The organism is Pseudomonas sp. MD195_PC81_125 (assembly GCF_014060985.1).
In the GTDB taxonomy this organism is placed as follows: domain Bacteria; phylum Pseudomonadota; class Gammaproteobacteria; order Pseudomonadales; family Pseudomonadaceae; genus Aquipseudomonas; species Aquipseudomonas parakoreensis.
On record NZ_JABULD010000252.1, the window covers coordinates 15,112 to 35,705 of the forward strand.

General features: G+C 60.6%; 18 protein-coding genes, 4 tRNA genes and 1 pseudogene. 5 read left to right on the forward strand and 18 right to left on the reverse strand.

The genetic code is table 11. The features are described 5' to 3' along the window. Window positions 1–122 precede the first annotated feature (122 nt). The 9 genes from HT737_RS32725 to rluD all read right to left on the reverse strand — a co-directional run bounded on the left by HT737_RS32725 (window position 123) and on the right by rluD (window position 7,000). Entirely contained in the window at window positions 123–332 is a 210-nt protein-coding gene (locus tag HT737_RS32725) for a hypothetical protein (protein ID WP_374011154.1), read from the reverse strand. Further along, the gene (locus HT737_RS10835) at window positions 325–1,749 is read right to left on the reverse strand and encodes a methyl-accepting chemotaxis protein (protein WP_374011155.1); all 1,425 of its coding nucleotides are present in this window, start codon (window positions 1,747–1,749) and stop codon (window positions 325–327) included. The genes HT737_RS32725 and HT737_RS10835 overlap by 8 nt, the downstream gene beginning before the upstream one ends. A 161-nt stretch (window positions 1,750–1,910) precedes the next feature. Then, window positions 1,911–1,987, reverse strand: a tRNA-Pro gene (locus HT737_RS10840). Between the two features lie 97 nt (window positions 1,988–2,084). Next, window positions 2,085–2,160, reverse strand: a tRNA-Lys gene (locus HT737_RS10845). Window positions 2,161–2,165: 5 nt separating this feature from the next. Further along, a tRNA-Pro gene (locus HT737_RS10850) sits at window positions 2,166–2,242 on the reverse strand. 9 nt (window positions 2,243–2,251) lie between these two features. Continuing rightward, window positions 2,252–2,327: transfer RNA gene (locus tag HT737_RS10855), tRNA-Asn, on the reverse strand. A gap of 295 nt (window positions 2,328–2,622) precedes the next feature. After that, window positions 2,623–5,187 carry an ATP-dependent chaperone ClpB gene (gene clpB / locus HT737_RS10860; RefSeq protein WP_047296631.1) on the reverse strand — a complete coding sequence of 855 codons (2,565 nt, stop codon included), beginning with the start codon at window positions 5,185–5,187 and terminating at the stop codon, window positions 2,623–2,625. A 131-nt stretch (window positions 5,188–5,318) separates the two neighbouring features. Then, window positions 5,319–6,041 carry a peptidoglycan editing factor PgeF gene (gene pgeF / locus HT737_RS10865; protein ID WP_182402525.1) on the reverse strand — a complete coding sequence of 241 codons (723 nt, stop codon included), beginning with the start codon at window positions 6,039–6,041 and terminating at the stop codon, window positions 5,319–5,321. Continuing rightward, window positions 6,038–7,000, reverse strand: coding sequence for a 23S rRNA pseudouridine(1911/1915/1917) synthase RluD (gene rluD / locus HT737_RS10870; RefSeq protein WP_047296633.1), 963 nt, complete (start codon window positions 6,998–7,000; stop codon window positions 6,038–6,040). The genes pgeF and rluD overlap by 4 nt, the downstream gene beginning before the upstream one ends. Window positions 7,001–7,151: 151 nt before the next feature. Between rluD and HT737_RS10875 the strand changes: the two genes are divergently transcribed. From HT737_RS10875 to HT737_RS10890, 4 genes are all read left to right on the forward strand, one after another. Next, window positions 7,152–8,174 carry an outer membrane protein assembly factor BamD gene (locus tag HT737_RS10875; protein ID WP_047296635.1) on the forward strand — a complete coding sequence of 341 codons (1,023 nt, stop codon included), beginning with the start codon at window positions 7,152–7,154 and terminating at the stop codon, window positions 8,172–8,174. Window positions 8,175–8,299: 125 nt separating this feature from the next. Continuing rightward, the gene (locus HT737_RS10880) at window positions 8,300–8,533 is read left to right on the forward strand and encodes a PP0621 family protein (RefSeq protein ID WP_027612810.1); all 234 of its coding nucleotides are present in this window, start codon (window positions 8,300–8,302) and stop codon (window positions 8,531–8,533) included. Next, the gene (locus HT737_RS10885; RefSeq protein ID WP_047296636.1) at window positions 8,523–10,112 is read left to right on the forward strand and encodes a PAS domain-containing sensor histidine kinase; all 1,590 of its coding nucleotides are present in this window, start codon (window positions 8,523–8,525) and stop codon (window positions 10,110–10,112) included. The genes HT737_RS10880 and HT737_RS10885 overlap by 11 nt, the downstream gene beginning before the upstream one ends. After that, a complete protein-coding gene (locus tag HT737_RS10890) occupies window positions 10,109–11,455 on the forward strand; it encodes a sigma-54 dependent transcriptional regulator (RefSeq protein WP_131671592.1) in 1,347 nt (448 codons plus the stop codon). Before HT737_RS10885 ends, HT737_RS10890 begins: the two co-directional genes overlap by 4 nt. 90 nt (window positions 11,456–11,545) lie before the next feature. Here the strand turns inward: HT737_RS10890 and thiO are convergent, their stop codons facing one another. Genes thiO through HT737_RS10925 form a run of 7 tightly spaced genes read right to left on the reverse strand, consistent with a single transcriptional unit; the run spans window position 11,546 to window position 18,318 of the window. Further along, complete coding sequence (gene thiO / locus HT737_RS10895; RefSeq protein WP_182402527.1) at window positions 11,546–12,646, reverse strand: glycine oxidase ThiO; 1,101 nt, start codon at window positions 12,644–12,646, stop codon at window positions 11,546–11,548. A 58-nt stretch (window positions 12,647–12,704) separates the two neighbouring features. Next, a complete protein-coding gene (locus HT737_RS10900) occupies window positions 12,705–13,106 on the reverse strand; it encodes a type IV pilin protein (RefSeq protein WP_041065326.1) in 402 nt (133 codons plus the stop codon). A 15-nt stretch (window positions 13,107–13,121) separates the two neighbouring features. Continuing rightward, entirely contained in the window at window positions 13,122–16,211 is a 3,090-nt protein-coding gene (locus HT737_RS10905) for a pilus assembly protein (RefSeq protein ID WP_182402529.1), read from the reverse strand. Further along, window positions 16,198–16,677 carry a PilX N-terminal domain-containing pilus assembly protein gene (locus HT737_RS10910; protein WP_182402532.1) on the reverse strand — a complete coding sequence of 160 codons (480 nt, stop codon included), beginning with the start codon at window positions 16,675–16,677 and terminating at the stop codon, window positions 16,198–16,200. Before HT737_RS10910 ends, HT737_RS10905 begins: the two co-directional genes overlap by 14 nt. Window positions 16,678–16,688: 11 nt before the next feature. Continuing rightward, window positions 16,689–17,402, reverse strand: a complete 714-nt coding sequence (locus HT737_RS10915; RefSeq protein ID WP_047296646.1) for a PilW family protein — start codon at window positions 17,400–17,402, stop codon at window positions 16,689–16,691. Further along, window positions 17,399–17,848: a type IV pilus modification protein PilV gene (gene pilV / locus HT737_RS10920; RefSeq protein ID WP_041065314.1), complete on the reverse strand. Its 450-nt coding sequence runs from the start codon at window positions 17,846–17,848 to the stop codon at window positions 17,399–17,401. Before pilV ends, HT737_RS10915 begins: the two co-directional genes overlap by 4 nt. Beyond that, window positions 17,845–18,318: a GspH/FimT family pseudopilin gene (locus HT737_RS10925; RefSeq protein ID WP_095668286.1), complete on the reverse strand. Its 474-nt coding sequence runs from the start codon at window positions 18,316–18,318 to the stop codon at window positions 17,845–17,847. The genes pilV and HT737_RS10925 overlap by 4 nt, the downstream gene beginning before the upstream one ends. 131 nt (window positions 18,319–18,449) lie before the next feature. On the opposite strand from HT737_RS10925, the gene HT737_RS10930 reads away from it, so the two are divergent. Further along, a complete protein-coding gene (locus tag HT737_RS10930) occupies window positions 18,450–19,019 on the forward strand; it encodes a GspH/FimT family protein (RefSeq protein WP_182402534.1) in 570 nt (189 codons plus the stop codon). On the opposite strand, the pseudogene ispH reads toward HT737_RS10930, so the two are convergent. Both ispH and fkpB read right to left on the reverse strand, forming a co-directional pair. Next, a pseudogene (gene ispH, locus HT737_RS10935) lies at window positions 18,976–19,921 on the reverse strand (4-hydroxy-3-methylbut-2-enyl diphosphate reductase). The gene HT737_RS10930 and the pseudogene ispH sit on opposite strands and share 44 nt — an antisense overlap. 233 nt (window positions 19,922–20,154) lie before the next feature. Next, window positions 20,155–20,592: an FKBP-type peptidyl-prolyl cis-trans isomerase gene (gene fkpB / locus HT737_RS10940; protein ID WP_179295010.1), complete on the reverse strand. Its 438-nt coding sequence runs from the start codon at window positions 20,590–20,592 to the stop codon at window positions 20,155–20,157. Window positions 20,593–20,594: the final 2 nt, after the last annotated feature.

The window sequence follows — 20,594 nt, forward strand, 5'->3', positions numbered from 1 at the left end:
GAAGAGGTCGTGTCATTCAACATTCATGTCGACTGATACACCGCTTTCGCGAGCAAGCCCGCTCCCACATTGTTTTGCGCAGCTCAAAAATCGAGCTCATTCCTGCAATCGATCACCGCTCATCAGAGCTGGAAGCGGCGCACCATGCCTTGCAGCGCGTTGGCCAGTTGCGACAGTTCGTGGCTCGACGCACGGGTCTGATCGGCACCCGTCGCCGAACGGACCGACAGGTCGCGAATGTTCACCAGATTACGATCCACTTCCCGCGCGACTTGCGCCTGCTCTTCGGCGGCACTGGCGATCACCAGATTACGCTCATGGATCTCATGCACCGAAGCGGTGATGGTTTCCAGCGCCTCCCCCGGCGCGCTCGGCCAACGCCAGTGTGGTCGTGGCCCGTGCAGCACTGGCCTGCATCGAATCCAGCGCCAGGCTTGAACCACTGCGCATGCCCTGCACCATCTGCTCGATCTCCTGCGTCGATTGCTGGGTGCGATAGGCCAGCGCCCGCACTTCGTCGGCGACCACCGCAAAACCTCGCCCACTTTCCCCTGCGCGGGCCGCCTCGATGGCGGCGTTGAGCGCAAGCAGGTTGGTCTGCTCGGCAATGGCACGGATCACATCCAGCACTTTGCCGATGTCCTGTGACTGGTTGGCCAGCGATTGCACCAACTCGCCGGTGTGCTGCACGTCGCTGGCCAGCGCATGGATGGCCGATGCGGTATCCCTGACCCGCGCCTGCCCCAATTGCGCCGACTCACTGGATTGGCGGGTGGCATCGGATGTCGACACGGCATTGCGAGCGACTTCTTCAACGGCTGTGGTCATTTCATTGACCGCCGTCGCTGCCTGTTCGATTTCGTTGTTCTGCTGCTGCAAGCCGTGTGTGCTGTCGAGCGTCACCGCGTTGAGTTCATCAGCAGCGCTCGCCAGTTGCGTGGCCGAACCGCTGATGCCTTGCAGCGTTTCCCGCAGGTTTTGCTGCATGGTCGCGAGCGCCTTGAGCAATCGGCTGACTTCATCGTTACCGTGGGTTTCGATCGGCCGGGTCAGGTTGCCCCGGGCCACGCTTTCGGCAGCGCTGACGGCGCTGCTCAGCGGACGGACGATGCTGCGGGTGAGCAACATCGCCAGCGCCACCGTGGCCAGCGCCGCCAGCGCTATGAACAGGCTGACGATGGTGCGCGAGGTCTGGTAGTGGTCAGCGGATTTCTGGCTCTCCGCAGCAACCTGTTTGGCGAACAGATCCGCCAGGTCATTGAGCTGCTTGCCGGAGCCGTCGACCACGGTTTTCATATCAACCAGCAACAATTTGGTCAGTTCGTCACGCTGGCCTTGATCGGCCAGGGTGAAGGATTGCGCGATGCCGGCGCGATACGCGGCGAAGGTTTTTTTGAACTGGTCATAGAGCTGCTGGCCTTCCGCCGTGGTGACCAGTTTGTCGTAGGCGGCGATCTTCTCGCTCAGCTCCTTGTCGCGGGTATCCATCTGGCTGCGGTAAGTCGCGATGTTCTGCGGATCCTGATCAAGTGCCATGCGTAGGGAAATCGTACGGATGCGCAACATCAGCTCGCGAATTTCGTCACCGCCGCGAATGCTCGGCAGCCACTGGCTCTCCACCGCGACCTCACTGTCACGAATGCTCGACATCTGCCCCAAGGCAAATACGCCGAGCAACGCCACCAGGACCGCAATCAGGGCAAAACCCAACGCGGCACGAGGAGCAATATTCAACTGACGAAGCAACATGACGAACGCCCTTATTCTTGTATTGGCCAGATTGAAGGGGCGAACAGTGGCAGCCCCTCTCGTTAGCGGGCTATCGGCAAGTTGTACGATGACTTGAAAGGAATTGTCTGGCGCGAGGACAAAAAAAATCCCCGTATCTTTCGATACGAGGATTTTTAATATGGTCGGGGTAAGGGGATTCGAACTCCTGACATCCTGCTCCCAAAGCAGGCGCGCTACCGGACTGCGCTATACCCCGGTAAAAAAAAGGCGACCTTTCAAAGATCGCCTTCTTCGATCAGCGCTTTTGGCCTCTGACCTTAAGATTCGATCCCAGTGTTACCTGGTTTCAAAAATGGTGGGTCGTGTGGGATTCGAACCTACGACCAATTGGTTAAAAGCCAACTGCTCTACCAACTGAGCTAACGACCCAAAAATGGTCGGGGTAAGGGGATTCGAACTCCTGACATCCTGCTCCCAAAGCAGGCGCGCTACCGGACTGCGCTATACCCCGGTTTGAAATTGGCTCCGTGACCAGGACTCGAACCTGGGACCCAATGATTAACAGTCATTTGCTCTACCGACTGAGCTATCACGGAACTACATATTTCAATTTACAACGGTGAAACTTACAGCTCTTAGACGCCGTTCGCATCGCTGCGTTCGTGTGTCTGAGGCGCGCTATTCTACAACCTAGAACACCTCTGTCAACCCCCTAAATCGCTTTCAAGTTAATGATTTGCAACTTATTTCAGATTTCAGCTCAGTGAGCTGAGATGCTGCGGGTGACTGACTGCGGGGCGCACTTTACAAGCCTTTTCCTTAGAGTTCAACAGCCTAACGAAAAAAAGGCCTCGCAAAGCGAGGCCTTCCTTATTTCATTGGCTTTACCGCTCAGTCGAAAACGATTTCGTCGCTCACGACCTTGCCGGTTGCCGTGTCGCCCGGCAGGAAATGCCCCGACAGGATCAACTGCGCCAACGGGTTTTCGATCCAGCGCTGGATTGCACGTTTGAGCGGACGTGCGCCATACACCGGGTCGTAACCGACGGCAATCAGCTTGTCCATCGCTTCCGGGCTCAGTTCCAGCTTCAGCTCGCGCTCGGCCAGACGACTGCGCAGACGGCCCAACTGGATCTCGGTAATGCCCGCGATCTGATCCCGCGCCAATGGCTCGAAGATCACCACTTCGTCGACCCGGTTGATGAACTCGGGACGGAAGTGACTGGTCAGCGCGTCCATCACCGCTGCACGCTGCGCCTCACGGTCACCGACCAGTTCCTGGATCTGCGACGAGCCGAGGTTCGAGGTCATGACAATCACGGTATTACGGAAATCCACCGTACGTCCGTGGCTGTCGGTCAGGCGTCCATCCTCCAGCACTTGCAGCAGGATGTTGAACACATCCGGGTGCGCCTTCTCGACCTCATCCAGCAGGATCACCGAGTAAGGTTTGCGGCGTACCGCTTCGGTCAGGTAACCGCCCTCCTCATAGCCAACATAGCCCGGTGGCGCACCGATCAGCCGCGCCACGGAATGTTTCTCCATGAACTCGGACATGTCGATCCGCACCATCGCCTCTTCCGTATCGAAGAGGAATTCGGCCAGCGCCTTGCACAGCTCGGTTTTACCGACCCCGGTCGGGCCGAGGAACATGAACGAACCGCTCGGACGATTCGGATCCGCCAGCCCGGCACGCGAGCGCCGTACGGCGTTGGCCACCGCGACCACCGCTTCGTCCTGACCGATCACGCGCTGGTGCAACAGGCTTTCCATCTTCATCAGCTTGTCGCGCTCGCCTTCGAGCATTTTCGACACCGGAATGCCGGTCCACTTCGAAACGACTTCGGCGATTTCCTCTTCGGTCACCTTGCTGCGCAGCAACTGGTTTTCGCTCTTGCCGTGTTGGTCGACCATTTGCAGGCTGCGTTCCAGATCCGGGATCACCCCGTACTGCAATTCGGCCATGCGGTTAAGGTCGCCTTTACGGCGCGCGGCTTCCAGTTCCTGACGCGATTGCTCGATCTTTTGCTGAATCTGCGCCGAACCCTGTACCTCGGCTTTTTCCGAGTTCCAGATTTCTTCCAGATCCGAGTACTCACGTTCGAGGCGGACAATTTCTTCCTGGAGTTTTTCCAGGCGTTTCATCGCCGCTTCATCGCTTTCTTTCTTCAGTGCCTGGGATTCAACCTTGAGCTGAATCAACCGACGCTCCAGACGATCGAGCACTTCCGGCTTGGAGTCGATCTCCATGCGGATGCGGCTGGCGGCCTCGTCGATCAGGTCGATGGCCTTGTCCGGCAACTGCCGATCAGTGATGTAGCGATGGCTGAGCTTGGCGGCCGCGATGATCGCACCGTCAGTGATCGCCACCTTATGGTGAACCTCATAACGCTCCTTGAGGCCACGCAGGATCGCGATGGTGTCTTCTTCGCTCGGCTCGTCCACCAGCACTTTCTGGAAACGCCGCTCAAGCGCCGCATCCTTCTCTATGTATTGGCGGTACTCGTTGAGCGTAGTTGCGCCGACGCAGTGCAGCTCACCGCGCGCCAGTGCCGGCTTGAGCATGTTGCCGGCATCCATCGAGCCTTCGCCCTTACCGGCGCCGACCATGGTGTGCAGCTCGTCGATGAACAGAATGATCTGCCCTTCCTGCTTCGACAGTTCGTTGAGCAGCGCTTTGAGGCGTTCTTCGAACTCACCGCGATACTTGGCACCGGCAATCAGCGCGCCCATGTCCAGCGACAACAGGCGCTTGCCCTTGAGGCCGTCCGGCACTTCGCCGTTGATGATGCGCTGGGCCAGACCTTCGGCAATCGCGGTCTTACCCACACCAGGCTCACCGATCAGCACCGGGTTGTTCTTGGTGCGACGTTGCAGCACCTGAATGGTCCGGCGGATTTCGTCGTCACGGCCGATCACCGGATCGAGCTTGCCGTCTTCGGCGCGCTTGGTCAGGTCGACGGTGTACTTGTCCAGTGCCTGACGCGACTCTTCATGGTTGGCGTCATTCACCGCCTCACCACCGCGCAGGTTGTTGATCGCGTTTTCCAGGGCTTTCTTGCTCACGCCCTGGCCGAGCAGCAGTTTGCCCAGTTTGCTGTTCTCGTCCATCGCGGCGAGCAGCACCAGTTCGCTGGAAATGAACTGGTCGCCCTTCTGCTGGGCCAGACGATCAGCCTGATTGAGCAGACGCGCCAGATCCTGCGACATGTTGACGTCGCCGGTCGGGTTCTGGATTTTCGGTAATTGATCGAGCTCTTTGGTCAGCTCTTTGCGCAGGCTGTTGACGTCGAAGCCCACTTGCATGAGCAGAGGTTTGATCGAACCACCCTGCTGTTCAAGCATGGCTTGCATCAAGTGCGCCGGCTCGATGGCCGGATGATCGTGGCCAACGGCCAGGGATTGGGCGTCGGACAACGCCAACTGTAATTTGCTGGTTAAACGGTCTATACGCATGGGGTCACCTTCCTTTTGAGCAGGTCGGACCTAAAAACCATCCTGAATAAAGAAACCTGCCAGATACCACTGTAGATGCGGTCGATTCTGGGAGATTCAAGCGTCGGGAGATTGATGTAGATCAGACAAGCTTAGCGGGTGAGCCAGACAAGGGAGGCAAAGCGCCCCGTGCGCGACGCACGGCGGTAAGAAAAGAAGCGCGGATCGGTCACCGTGCAGAAACCGCCACCATAAACCGCCGTGACACCTTTGGCCGCCAGACGCAGACGCGCCAGCAGATAGATGTCAGCCATGAACTTGCCAGCATTGTGGCTGGGCACGAAGGCGGCTGCCGCTTCCGGCAGTTGCTTGACGAAGACTTCGCGTACTTCCGGGCCGACTTCAAAGGCTTTCGGGCCGATGGCCGGGCCGAGCCAGACCAGCACGTCCGCCGCAGCGGTGTCGAGATGATCGAGGGTGGCTTCCAGTACGCCCGCCGCCAACCCGCGCCAACCGGCATGGGCCGCCGCGACGCGAGTACCGGCCCGGTTGCAGAACAATGCCGGCAGGCAATCGGCAGTCATCGCCGTGCAGGCAATCCCGGGAGTTGCCGTCCAACTGGCATCGGCGGTGGCCACCACGCCCGGATCAGCATGGGCCACGACAATGCCGTGCACTTGCTGCAACCAGGCAGGCTTTATAGAGAAATGTTCGGTCAGACGCCGACGATTCTCGGCGACTGCGTCCGGGCGATCATCGACATGATCGCCCAGATTGAGGCTGTCGAACGGCGCCTCGCTGACACCTCCCTCGCGGCTGGTGACACAGGCCCTGACGCTGGCCGGCGCAGGCCAGTCCGGCGTCAGCCAGTTCATCCGACGAAGGCCTCGCGATCCTGCTTGAGCAAGGTCAGCAGCCAGACGAAATCTTCCGGCAGCGGCGATTCCCAGCTCATGCGCTCACCGGTGGTCGGATGATCCAGCTCAAGGAAGCGCGCGTGCAGCGCCTGACGCGGGAAGTGCTTGAGCGACTCGACCATGGTCGGGTTCGCAGCAGGCGGAATGCGGAAACGACCACCGTACGCCGGGTCGCCGACCAACGGGAAGTTGATGTGCGCCATGTGCACACGGATCTGGTGGGTCCGGCCGGTTTCCAGCTTGACCCGCACGTGGGTGTGGGACCGGAAACGCTCCAGCACACGGTAGTGACTGACGGCCGGCTTGCCGCCTTCCATCACGGCCATGCGCTGGCGCTGCTGACCATGGCGACCGATCGGCGCGTTGATCTTGCCCCCGGCGGTCACCACACCGATCACGATGCACTCGTAGATCCGGCTAACACTGCGGCTTTGCAGCTGGGCAACAAGCTTGGTCTGCGCCTGGATGGTCTTGGCCACCACCATCAGACCGGTGGTGTCCTTGTCCAGGCGATGCACGATACCGGCGCGCGGGACATTGATGATGTCCGGCACGTGGTGCAGCAAGGCATTGAGCAAGGTGCCATCGGCGTGGCCGGCAGCCGGGTGCACCACCAGGCCCGCAGGCTTGTTGATCACCAGGATGTCGTCGTCTTCATAGACGATGTCGAGTTCGATGTCCTGGGCGATCCACTCGCCCTGGGCTTCCTGCTCGGCAGTCAGCTCAAGGACGGCACCGCCATGCACGATGTCGCGCGGGCGGATGACCGCCCCGTCCACAGTCAGGCGACCTTCTTTGATCCAGGCGGAAAGGCGCGAGCGTGAGTGCTCAGCGAAGAGTTGGGCGGCGACTTGATCGAGGCGTTGGCCGCCCAAATCGGACGGCACCTCTGCGCGAAGTTCAATTTTATCGGACATGCTCTGACTGGGCGTCGGCACAGCCTTTGGTTTCGGCTGCGCGCTTGTGGTTAAATACGGCGTCTTTTGCCCCGAGGCTTTTCAACGGGGCGCTCATCATAACAGGACGGCCCCGCCCAAGACAGCGGCCGTCATAGGGACGCAAGCCGCCATGCAAGTGAAACACCTGCTGCTGATCGCCATCCTCGCATTGACCGCTGCTTGCTCATCGAAGGAAGTCGTCGACGAAAACCTGAGCGAAGCCGAGCTGTACCAGCAGGCTCAGACCGACCTGGACAACAACAGCTACACCAGCGCCACGGCCAAGCTGAAGGCTCTGGAGTCGCGTTATCCGTTCGGTCGCTACGCGGATCAGGCACAGCTTGAACTGATTTATGCCAACTATAAAAACGCCGAGCCGGAAGCTGCCAAGTCCGCCGCCGAACGTTTTATCCGTTTGCACCCACAGCACCCGAACGTGGACTATGCCTATTACCTCAAGGGGCTGACCTCGTTCGACCAGGACGTCGGCCTGCTGGCGCGCTTCCTGCCGCTGGACATGACCAAGCGTGACCCGGGCGCTGCCCGCGACTCGTACAACGAGTTCGCCCAACTGACCAGCCGCTACCCGAACAGCCGCTACGCGCCGGACGCCAAGCAGCGCATGATCTACCTGCGCAACCTGCTGGCCGCCTACGAAATCCACGTAGCCGACTACTACCTGACCCGTCAGGCCTACGTCGCCGCCGCCAACCGTGGCCGTTATGTAGTGGAAAACTTCCAGGAAACCCCATCGGTCGGCGACGGCCTGGCGGTGATGACCGAGGCTTACCAGCGTCTGCACCTGGACGAACTGGCCGCTACCAGTCTGGAAACCCTGAAACTCAACTACCCGAATCACCCAAGCCTGCAGGACGGTCAGTTCGTGCCTTCGGTTGCCGAAGCCGACAACCGTTCGTGGCTGAGCAAGGCCACTCTTGGCCTGATCGAGTCGCGTCCACCGCTGCCGCCGGGAGAAACCCGCGCCAACCAGGACGTGCAGAAGCAGTTCCAGGACGCGAAAGACGCGATCCCGAACGAGCTCAAGCCTAAAGACGAAAACGGCGACGTGATCGAGGAAGAGCGTCATGAAGCCGAAGGCAACAACGAAGATCGTTCGTGGTTCAGCTACATGACCTTCGGCGTGTTCGACTGATCACATCGGGTACATAAAAAGGGAGATCTGCGGATCTCCCTTTTTTGTGGCGGCGCGTTAATAGTCTGTGCGCCTGCCGGCTCCTTGGCTAAACTGCCGAATCATTAGCCGAAAAGCCGCCCATCATGCTTCGTTTACTGTTCTGGATTGTCCTGATTTTCGCCGCGGTATGGCTGTGGCGCAAATTCAAGGCGCCCGCCTCGTCTGCTCAATCGCCCCGCGAGCAAGACGCCGCACCGATGGTGCGCTGCGCCCACTGCGGCGTGCATCTGCCCCGCGACCGTGCACTGAACCTTCAGCAACAATGGTATTGCAGCCAGGCTCATCTTGAGCAAGGCCCGGGCGCCAGTGATCGCTGAGGCCGCCAACGCCGACCGTAAACAGGCGCAGCGCCTGCTGCGCCTTTATCATCTTTACCGTTTGAGCGTCGGCATCACGCTGGTGCTGCTGATCTCCAGCAATATGGACAATCGCCTGCTGACGTCGGCCGACGACGATCTGCTGCGCAGTGGCAGCTGGTTGTATCTGGTGCTGAACATCCTGCTGGTGGTGTTTCTGGAAAATACCCGGCGGCCCTCGCAGCTGTTCAGTCTGGCGCTGGTGGATGTGCTGCTGCTGTGCGGTTTGTTCTACGCGGCGGGCGGGGTGGCCAGCGCGATCGGCAACCTGCTGATTGTCTCGGTGGCGATCAGCAACACCTTGCTGCGCCGGCGCATTGGCCTGCTGATTGCCGCCATCGGCGCACTTGGCATTGTCGGCTCAAGCTTCCTGCTGAGCCTGAGCCATCCCCTGAGCGCCAATGACTATCTGCAAGCCGGAACCTTGGGCGCCTTGTGTTTTGCCGCATCGCTGCTGGTCCAGGGCCTGATCCGGCGCCTGGAAGTCAGCGAAAATCTCGCCGAACAGCGCGCCAGCGAAGTCACCAGCCTTGAAGCCCTCAACGCTCTGATTCTGCAACGCATGCGCACCGGCATCCTGGTGCTCGACGAGCAGCGTCGGGTACAGCTGGCCAACCACAGTGCGAAGACCCTGCTGGCCCAGTCGCATCTTGAAGGCCATTTGATCAGCGACTATTCGCCGGCATTGGTCGAGCGCCTGCAACTGTGGCTGAGCAACCCGACCCTGCGCCCGCAGAGCCTGAAGATTCCCGGCAACGGCCTGGAACTGCAACCGAACTTCATCGCCCTCGATCAGAGCCCCAACCAGCAAACCCTGGTGTTCCTCGAAGATCTGGCGCAAGTTGCGCAGCAGGCCCAGCAACTCAAGCTCGCCGCGCTCGGGCGTCTGACCGCCGGCATCTCCCATGAAATCCGCAATCCACTGGGCGCCATCAGTCACGCCGCGCAGCTGCTGGGCGAGTCCGAGGAACTCGATGGTGCGGATCGGCGTCTGACGCAGATCATTCAAGACCACTCCCAGCGCATGAACCGAGTCATCGAAAACGTCCTGCAACTGTCGCGCCGCCAGCAGAGCGCCCCTCAGCGCCTGGATCTCAAGCCATGGCTGGAGCACTTCGTTGCCGAGAGCCGCGAACAGGCGAGCGAGCGGCAGTCGATTCATTTGCGGATCAATTCCGGGGACTTCATCACGTTGATGGATCCGGATCAGCTCACGCAGATTCTCGACAATCTGTTACGTAACGGCTGGCGCCACAGCGCCCTGCTACACGAGCAGGCCGAGGTCTGGCTGGCGCTGTTCATCGACCCCGAGAGCCAGCTGGCGGTGCTTGAAGTCCAGGACAATGGCCCCGGTGTGCCGCTGGATCAACAACCGCATCTGTTCGAACCCTTCTTCACCACCAGCAGCCAGGGCACCGGTCTTGGGCTTTATCTGTCCCGTGAGCTGTGCGAAAGCAATCAGGCGCGCCTAGACTTCAAACCACGCCAAGGCGGCGGCTGCTTTCGCATCACCTTTGCTCACGGACGGAAACAAAGTTGAACACGAGCCCACGGCAAAAAATCCTCATCGTCGACGACGAGCCGGATATCCGCGAACTCCTGGAAATCACCCTGGGACGGATGAAACTCGACACCTTCAGCGCACGCAACCTCGGCGAAGCCCAGGCGCTGTTGCAACGCAATGCGTTCGACCTGTGCCTGACCGACATGCGCCTGCCCGACGGCAGTGGGCTGGACCTGGTGCAGCACATTCAGCAACGTCATCCACAACTGCCAGTGGCGATGATCACCGCCTATGGCAGTCTGGAAACCGCGATCAACGCGTTGAAGGCTGGCGCCTTCGACTTCCTCACCAAGCCAGTTGATCTGACGCGCTTGCGTGAACTGGTCAGTACCGCGTTGCGCATGCCGGCGGTGGGCGGCGCCGGCACGTCGATAGACCGACGCCTGCTCGGCGACTCGCTGCCCATGCGCGATCTGCGCAAACAGATCGACAAGCTGGCGCGCAGTCAGGCGCCGGTCTACATCAGCGGAGAATCGGGCAGCGGCAAAGAACTGGTCGCACGGCTGATCCACGAACAGGGACCGCGCGCCAGCAAGCAGTTTGTGCCGGTCAATTGCGGGGCGATTCCGTCCGAGCTGATGGAAAGCGAGTTTTTCGGCCATCGCAAGGGCAGCTTTACCGGCGCGGTCGAGGACAAGCCCGGGCTGTTCCAGGCCGCGCACGGCGGCACCCTGTTTCTCGACGAGGTGGCGGACCTGCCGCTGGCGATGCAGGTCAAACTGCTGCGGGCAATTCAAGAGAAAGCCGTGCGCAGTGTCGGCGGCCAGCAGGAAGCGGTGGTCGATGTGCGCATTCTCTGTGCTACCCACAAGGATCTCGAGGCCGAGGTCGCCGCCGGGCGCTTTCGCCAGGACCTGTATTACCGCTTGAACGTGATCGAACTGCGCGTGCCGTCCCTGCGCGAACGGCGCGATGACATCCAGGTATTGGCTGCGCACATGCTCCAGCGCCTGGCGGCAGGCAGCGGTCGAGCGGCGGCCCGCCTGCATCCACAGGCGCTTGAGGCGCTGAAGAGCTACCGCTTCCCGGGGAATGTGCGAGAGCTGGAAAACGTCCTCGAACGGGCGCACACGCTGTGTGAAAACCAGTTGATCGAGGCGGCGGACTTACGGCTCAGCGAAGGTAATTGTGCGGTTGAGGGCGGCATCGCCGATCTTACCCGGATCGACAACCTTGAGGATTATCTGGAGAACGTCGAGCGCAAGCTGATCCTGCAGGCGCTGGAGGAAACCCGCTGGAATCGCACGGCAGCAGCGCAGCGCTTGAGTCTGTCATTTCGCTCGATGCGCTATCGGCTGAAGAAACTCGGGCTGGATTGATTCGTTAAAAGATCGCAGCCTGCGGCAGCTCCTACAGGAAATGCATTCCAATGCAGGAGCTGCAGCAGGCTGCGATCTTTTGCTTTTGCCTTAAATACGACCTTCAGGCGCATACGGCGCCGGATCGATAATCGGCGTACGCCCGAGCATCACATCGGCAAACAACTGACAAGACGCCGGCGCCAGCACCAGGCCGTTGCGGTAATGCCCACAGTTCAGCCACAAACCCTCAAACCCCGGTACCCGGCCGATATACGGAATCCCCTCCGGCGAACCCGGTCGCAAACCGGCCCAATGCCCCACCACTTCGGCCTCCGCCAGCGCCGGCAGCAATTCGACTGCCGAAGCCTTGAGGCTCTCCAGCGCGACCTTGGTCGGGGTCTTGTCGAAGCCTTCGTGCTCCAGCGTACTGCCGATCAGAATGTGCCCGTCGCGACGTGGAATCGCATAACGTCCCTTGGCCAGCACCATGCTCGGCAGGAAATCCGCTGCACACTTGTAGAGAATCATCTGGCCCTTGACCGGCTCCACCGGCAGCGTCAGATCCAATGTCTTGAGCAGATCACCGCTCCATGCCCCGGCCGTCAGCACGATCTGCTCGCCGCGGATCAGGCCCTTGGACGTCTCGACGCCAATCACTCGCTCGCCTTCGCGAACAAACCCGCTGACTTCGCATTGTTCGTGAATCGTCACGTTCGGCAGCCCCAGCAACGCCGCTTTCAGCGACTTCACCAGCCGTGGGTTTCTGACGTTGGCCACATCGGCCATGTAGATCGCCCGGGCGAATCCGCCACCCAGCACCGGCACCGCGTCGTGCACCGCCGAGATATCCACAGCCCGCAGCGGACGGTTTTCCCGCTCGGCCCAGGCCAGTGCTTCGGTTTCATCTTCCAGATCCAGCCAGTACAGGCCGGTGGTGTGCACTTCGGGATCAACCCCGGTATCGGCAAACAGCCGCTCGCCCAGCTGTGGATAAAAATCCTGCGACCAATGCGCCAGCGCAGTGACGGCCGGGCTGTAGCGCCACGGGTACAGCGGGGAAACGATGCCGCCACCGGCCCAAGACGATTCCTGGCCGACGTTCGAGCGATCCAGCAGCACCACGCTGCGCACTTCGGAGGCGAGGTTGTAGGCGGTCAGCAGGCCAATCACCCCGCCACCGACAATCACCACTTGCTGTTGCCTGGTCATGTTTGATCCAACCGTAATGAAGACAGCGGGCGCAAAGAGGCGCCCGTAAGAAGTTACCTCAGCGGCCCCAGCAATCCTTGGTGGTCAGCCCGGTGGTAGCGTTGTTCATGCTTCTGACGCCGGTGTTGGTCAGGGTGAAATCCCCGCACTTGTCGGTCGCCATGGTCGTACCGGCCTTGCGGGTGGCGGTCAGCAGGAAAGTCTGGTCGGCGATCGTCGGGGTGATGGTGTAAAAATCATTGCCCGTGCTCAGACCGGTGATACCGGTGTAGACGTTGTTTTTGGTGTAGAAGCGCTCGAGGATCTGCGCCTGTTCCGAAAGCAGCGACACCACTTCGGCGCGCCGGCCCTTTTTCAGGTACTCGGTGTAGCTCGGTGCGGCGATGGTGATGATGATCCCGATGATCGCAATCACGATCATGATTTCGATCAGGGTGAAGCCCCGGTTGAATCTGCGCATGCCTCAAACTCTCACTTACTGTATTTGTCGCCACATGATACGACGGCTGCCGCCACCGGATTTTTCCACCAGCGTGGTCACGGTGCCACTGGAATCGTTGACGAGCTTGCGAGTCCCGCCGTTGACGATGGCGTTCAGGGTCGGAATCCCGCCGGTGAAAACCACGCCACTGGAAATCGTGTCGTTGCTGTCGACCACGCCATCGGAATTGGTGTCGAGCACCGCGTAGTTGAGCATCTTACCGCTGAACGCATCGAGTTCGACCAGTTTGCCGGTACCGAAACTGGCACAAGGGTCCGTGGTGTCGACACTGGCGGTGGTAAACACGATGCGTCCGAGCACCAGACTGGCCTGATTGATCACCCGCTCGCCGGTCAGCACATTGTTGTACACCAAAGGCAGATACCAGCCCTTCTCCCCCGGATAGGTCGTGTCGTTCTGGCTGGTGGTGATGAACTGTCCGGTGCTGCCGGAGAACACGCCGGTCACCGCCTGCGCCTGCAGGCTGCTGACCGTCAACTGTCCGGAACCGCCGTCGGCATCCCACACTGAGTAGAACGCCTGCAAATCCTTGTTGGTCTTGTCGGCGGTCTCGTTGAATTTGCCGGTGCCGACGAAGATCTGTTTGCCCCCCAGCGAATTGTCCGCCAGCAGCGGCTGCGCGGTGATCGGCTGAGTCGCCCCGCCCGCCGTGGTGAACAGTGGTTTGCCGGAAAACGCCACGCCCCAGCTGTCGGTCGACGTCGCGCTCAGATCGAATTTCCACAGGCGCCCTTTCAAATCACCGCCGTAGGCGGCCTGCACCACGTTCGAAGAATTGACCTTGAGCTTGACCGACGACAGACCATTGGTGGTCTCGGTGCTGTCGATGACGATCTTCTTGATCAACGAACCGTCACGCACATCCAGCACATACAAAGCCGCCACTCCGGAGTTGCTGCCATAACCATTGGCAATGAACGCCGCCCAGCGACCATCGGCCAAGCGTGCCACTTCCGGGCGCGCGTAGGCATAACCCAGATCATTAAATGCGTTGGCTGTGTTCGCTGTGGCGGGTGCGCTGACTTCCCACAAGGCATTGAGCACATTGCCCGCAGACGCGTCAAACAGTTGCAGCGCGTAGAAAGTCTTGCCGCCAGCACCGGTGCCGCCGATGGCCAGGGTTTTCCAGGCGCTGTTGATTTGCGCGTCATACACACCGACCTGACCGTCCACCAGAAATTTGTGGCTGACGCCATTGATGTACGCCGGATCGGCAATCAGCCGCAGGGATGGCAACACGCTGGACGGCATGTAGGCATAACGTCGAGTGCCGTTGGCCGAGTTGATCACGTTGACGAAGCCGTCGTTGGCGTTCACCACCAGACTCGAATTCATGTTCGCTGCCTTGGTGGTCAGGTACGTGGTGTAAGTGGTGTCGCCCGACAGGTCGGAGGCGGTTTTATCACTGGGCGAAGCCAGCACCAGTGGCGAGTTGATGATGTCGCCGAGCAATACGCTGCGCACCTTGAGCCCGGTCTTGTTGGTGCCCTTGCTCCACTCCACCAGATCGCTGCCGCTGATGCCGGTGGGCAGGCTCTGGCTGAGCGCCGTCTGTTGGGACGCGGAAAAGTTGCCGTAGGCCAGCGTCACGGCGGCGTTGCTGCTGGTGTTCCACGATTGATAGGTCGGTGCGGTCGCGCCCGGGACAATGGTGGTATCGGTGGTCCACAGGGCCGTCGAGGTGTTCACCGCGCCCGCCGAAGTGAAGCCGAATGACTTGATCGTGCCGCGCCAGTCCTTGGGGTCGTAGCTGGTCTGGAAATAACTGGTGCTACTGGCCAGCGTGGTGCCGCTGGTGACTCCCGCGCCGCCGGAGCCGGCCTTGGAGGTGATATCGCTCAACGCCGAAGACAACGCGGTGTTGAGACCGGTGCTGTCGGTCGCCTGATAATAGCGGCCCTGCCCGTAGCTGGCTGCGTCCGAGAGCATGTCGTTGTCGGCGGTAAAACCTACGGTATAGGTATTCATGTTCTGCTTGGGAAAATCCACCGCGTTCCAGCTTTTGCCGGCAGCGTCGGTCCCCGTCGAACGCATGTCGATGTCGAACGCAAACTTGGCAATGTCATCCAGATACAGCGTATCACCCTCGTTATCGCCATTGGGGTTGTTGCCGTCATTGTTAACGCCGTCCCAGTTCGGCAGACGACTGCCGCCCAACGGATCGTTGCTCGGGAAGGTGCGGTCGTAAGTCGGCAGACCGTCGGTGATGACCACGCCGTAGTTTTTCTGGCAGCGGTACTGGATTGGACTGGTGTAAGTCGTCGGCGTGCTGTTGTAGTACGGCGCCATGCCGCGCATGTAGCGGGTGATTTCGTAGTAGGTTTCCGCCAGCGGCGTGTTGGCCACGGCACCTAAAGCGTTGATCGAGGAAATCAGCGCATTGTAGTTGGTGTCGGCCTGCGCCTGGGTCACGCTGCCGGACACCGGAGACAGGTCGCTGATGGCGCGGGCAATGTAGCCACCATTCCCGGGATTGTTGTTGGTGACCGGGTTGAAGGTCGACAGGCCCATGCGCAAGTTACGGTTGCTGGTGACCAGGGCGGTGGACACGTTGCGCGCGACGTTGATCCGGTAGTCGTTGGGAATCGCCCCGGTGGTGAAGTCGCGGGTGCCGTTGTTGATCGCCAGACTGACCACATAAGAAATGTAATCCCCCGTGTAGCGCGTATTGCCGCCGCCCACCGGATCAGGCAGTTTCAGGCACAGCGGTGCAATGCTGTTGTTGTAAAAGGCGAAGGCGCCGCCGGAACAGCCGGATGTCGGCAGGCTCGATAAAAACACCGGATCGCCGGTAATCGCGGGCGCATTCAATGCCGAACACAGGCCAAGGAACGCATTGCACTGCCGGGCCGGGGTGCGCGTGACGTTCGGGTCGAATCCTGCCGCGTAAATGATGCTGTTCATACTGCCGGAATCGTCGATCAGCAACATCACGTTGGGCGGCACCGCCGCTGCGCTCAAGAGTGGCGAATCGGACGGCGTGAACGCATACGCCGGCGCCGCCAGATACAAGCCCAGCAGCATGCCGGTCAACAGTGTCCGGCAGCGCTCAATACTTCGCATAGACACTCTCCACTACACTGCGCGAAGTGCCAGCGATACCGACCGCAGTGACCCGATACAGGGTCGCCGACGTGTTGCTCGGCACGTTGACCGCCGTCAGAGTGGTACCGATGTTCTGTACACCATAAAAGCCGTTACCGGCTGCGATCCACGTGACGCCGGAAGTCGAATTGAGCCCCGCCGCACTGACCACCGAGGACTCTGCTGGCGGCGCACACTGCGTGGTATTGGCACACACCGCCAGCGAGTAGCTGTCGAGTTGCACCGCACTCTCGCCGATACGCAGCGCGGCCTCGGCGGTCTGGAACGACTGATTGCGCAGGCTGACGCTGCCGGCCATTTTCTCCTGCAGGTTGGCGCTCTGCATCGAGGACAGCCCGATCAAGGTCAACAGCAACAGGAACACCAGACTGACCAGCAGCGCCATTCCGCGCTGGGTTTGCCGCTGGTTGAAGCTTGTCTTCATCGGCCCGATCCTCACTGCAAGCGGTTGCGCAATGCGGCAACCACGTTGAAGGTTTGATTGGCCACCCGATTGCTCGGGTCGGTGAGGGTCAGGCTCAGGCGCACACTGCGGATACGCGCCGGATCACTGGGGTTGGCGCTGTAAGAGGAAGCCGCGACGTCAGTGGCGGACGCGGCCAGGCCGAAGGTCACATTAAAGGCACTGACGTTATTCACCAGCACCTGTTGGGTCGGGGTGCCGCTGCCGCTGCCCATGAGAATCTGGTTGTTGCTGAAGCTGTAGATCAAGCGGCGGATCGGAAAGGCGATCTGCCCGCTCGCCGCCGCCCGCAACCCGGTATAAGCCGTGGCGCTGTTGCGGCAATCGGAGAGCACCGTCCAGGTCGGAGTGCCGCCACTGCCGCCAACATCGGCGGTGACCAGGGTCAGCTTGAGGTTGCTGTTGTCCCAGTTGATCGGCGTGACCTGCGCCGCGTAGAAATCCCCTGCCGAACTCGCGTCAGTAATCGTGCCCAGGCAGCCAAACATGCCGACCATGCGCAGTTCCTGGATCATCTTGCTCAGGACAAAACGCGCGTCTTCTTGCATCGCAGCGGCGGTGTTCTGGCTGACGTAAGTGTTTTTGGCTGCAAGGAACGTCTGCACCACCCCCAGTACGATGATCAGCCCAAGCGCCAACGCGATGAGCATTTCGATCAGGCCGAACCCTCGCTGATCATGCTTCATGGCGTGGCCACCGGGTCGACCGTGGCGCGACTGGTCAGAACGAAGCTGCGTGTGGTACCGGTGGCATTCGCGGCCCGCGAGTCATTCCAGTTGATGGTGATGGTGTACACCCGCTGATTGAGGGTGATCGTGCCCGTGGCGGTGGGCCCGCCGAAATTCACGATGTTGGTGGTGAAGTCGTAAAGATCCTGATCGCGGGCCACGCCGAGATTGCCCGAGGTCGGCGGCGTCACCGTGTAGTCGGCAGCAGCGTTGGCGCGGATGCGGTCCATCATGTCGTAGGCGATAAAGCTGGCCTGACTGGTCATCCGTGAACTGTCGGTGTATTTGAGCGCATTGAGCTGCACGGCGGCTGCGCCCAATATCCCGACCGTCAGAATCAGCAACGCGACCAGCACTTCGATCAGCGACATGCCCTCCTGTGCCTGTGTGCTCCCTGCCCTCATCCGCAACTTCCACCCGATTGAATTCGTCCGTTCAGACACACGTTCAGCGTCCTGCTTTGCGTTCCCAGCACGTAACTGATGGCCACCGCTGTCGACGGCGCCGCCAGGCCACCCAGATTATTGAAATCCAGTGCGGACACTCCTGAGGGTAGCGTCAGAGTCGCGCCGCTGCTCATCGCTGGAACAACCCGCAATACATTGGCCGCAGTGCCAGTACCGTCGTAGACCGACAATTCGCCGGTCCACACGCTGCCGCCGGCGCTCGGGCGCAAGCGTGTGGTCACGCCGCGATCAATCGCCTCCAGCCGCGCAAAATTGATGGCACGCTGCAGGTCGCCCATTTCCGTATCGGCCTTGCTGCTCTGGATCGAGCGGGTGAAACCCGGCACCGCCAGGGTGATGAGGATCACCATCACGGCGACCGCAGCCAACAACTCGGGCAGCGTGAAACCTTTTGTACGATGATCCATCGATGCCCTCCGTTGCCGTCGGCTATACCTGCTTCTACAAACTAGAACATTCAACCGGCCTGCGTCGGTTGATTTGCCCTGCCCGGCGAAAAGGATCGTGCCGGGCTTCATGCTCCAAGGAGGGAGTCGTCATGCCGCAACAGGGTTTCAGCCTGATCGAATTGCTTATGGGACTGGCGATTGGCGCAATTGTTCTGTCACTGGTCAGTCCGGCGTTCGCCGCCTTCACCGAGGCGACTCATCGCGAGCAGGCAGCGCGGTCGCTGCTCGAGGGCATTCGCAACGCCCGCACCCTGGCCATCACCCGCAATCAGAGTGTGGTAATCCATGGCATCGGTGGCGACTGGAGTCAGGGCTGGCGGATCATTCTGGATCTCAACGGCAAGGGGCCGCAGGACAGCAGCAATCCGCTGCTGGTGGAGCAGGCGAGTGACGGACGAATACCGATCGCCGGCAATTGGGCGGTGAGTCGTTATGTGCGTTTCAGCAGTCTGGGACAACCGCTGATGCCCGGGCGGGCGTTTCAGGCGGGAACGCTACATATCTGCTCGGCGCGCGAGCCGGTCAGCCAACTCCAGGTAGTGCTGGCGGCAACCGGTCGGGTGCGCCTGACCAGCGCAAAGGCTGAGCAGGCGCTGTGCCTGAAGACGAAGAACGTCAGATCGAGCGGACGCGCAGCTCTTTCGGCATCGAGAAGGTGATGTTCTCTTCGCGGCCGGCCAGCTCATCGGCCCCCGTCGCGCCCCAGGCCTGCAACTGCTGGATCACGCCGCGAACCAACACTTCAGGCGCGGAGGCTCCGGCGGTGATGCCGATGCGCTCAACGCCATCGAACCAGCTTTTCTGCAGGTCTTCAGCGCCGTCGATCAGGTAGGCCGGCGTGGCCATGCGTTCGGCCAGTTCACGCAGGCGATTGGAGTTGGAGCTGTTCGGGCTACCCACCACCAATACCACGTCGCATTCGTCAGCCAGTTGCTTGACCGCGTCCTGACGGTTTTGCGTGGCGTAGCAGATGTCGTCCTTGCGCGGACCACCGATGGCCGGGAAACGTGTGCGCAAGGCATCGATCACCCGACTGGTGTCGTCCATCGACAGGGTGGTCTGGGTCACGAACGCCAGTTTTTCCGGGTTACGCACCTGCAGTTCGGCCACGTCTTTTTTCGTCTTCGACGAGGTAGATCGCGCCGCCATTGCTGGCGTCGTACTGGCCCATGGTGCCTTCGACTTCCGGGTGGCCAGCGTGGCCGATCAGAATGCATTCACGACCATCGCGGCTGTACTTGGCGACTTCGATGTGCACCTTGGTCACCAGCGGGCATGTGGCGTCGAATACCTTCAGGCCACGGCCGGCGGCTTCATTGCGCACGGCCTGGGAAACGCCGTGGGCACTGAAGATCACGATGACGTCGTCCGGCACTTGATCCAGTTCTTCGACGAAGATCGCGCCACGGTTGCGCAGGTCTTCGACGACGAACTTGTTGTGCACCACTTCATGACGCACGTAGATCGGCGGCCCGAAGACTTCCAGGGCGCGATTGACGATTTCGATCGCCCGGTCCACGCCGGCGCAGAAGCCACGGGGGTTGGCGAGTTTGATTTGCATGCTGTGCCTCGTGTCTTGCGCGCAAGAAATAGCGAAAACGGTTGAAGACATTGTGGGAGCGAGCCTGTTGTGGCGAGGGGATTTATCCCCGATCGATTGCGAAGCAATCGTCAAAACAGTCAACGCTTTCCGGCTCTGGATCGCGGTGATCGGATTCGGGGCCGCTTCGCACCCCATCGGGGATAAATCCCCTCACCACAAAAGCCCATTCCCACAGTGGTTCTGCTGTGTACTCAGATCGCTTTGACGTTGATAATCTCGACGTCAAAGGTCAGCGTCTTGCCTGACAGCGGGTGGTTGAAGTCGATGGTCACTTGCGCGTCGTCGAACGCTTTCACCACACCCGGCAGCTCAGTATTGGCCGCATCCTTGAAGATCACCAGCAAACCCGGCGACAGTTCCATGTCGACAAACTGCGAACGCGAGATGATCTGTACGTTTTGCGGGTTCGGCTGGCCGAAGGCGTTTTCCGGCTCAACGGTCAGCGTACGCTTGTCGCCGGCCTTGAAGCCGAACAATGCCGCTTCGAAACCCGGCAGCAGGTTGCCATCGCCGACCTTGAAGGTCGCCGGGGCTTTGTCGAATGTGCTGTCGACCGTGTCGCCGTTCTCCAGGCGCAATGCAAAGTGCAAAGTGACTTCCGTGTTCTGGCCGATGCGTTGCTCAGCCAATA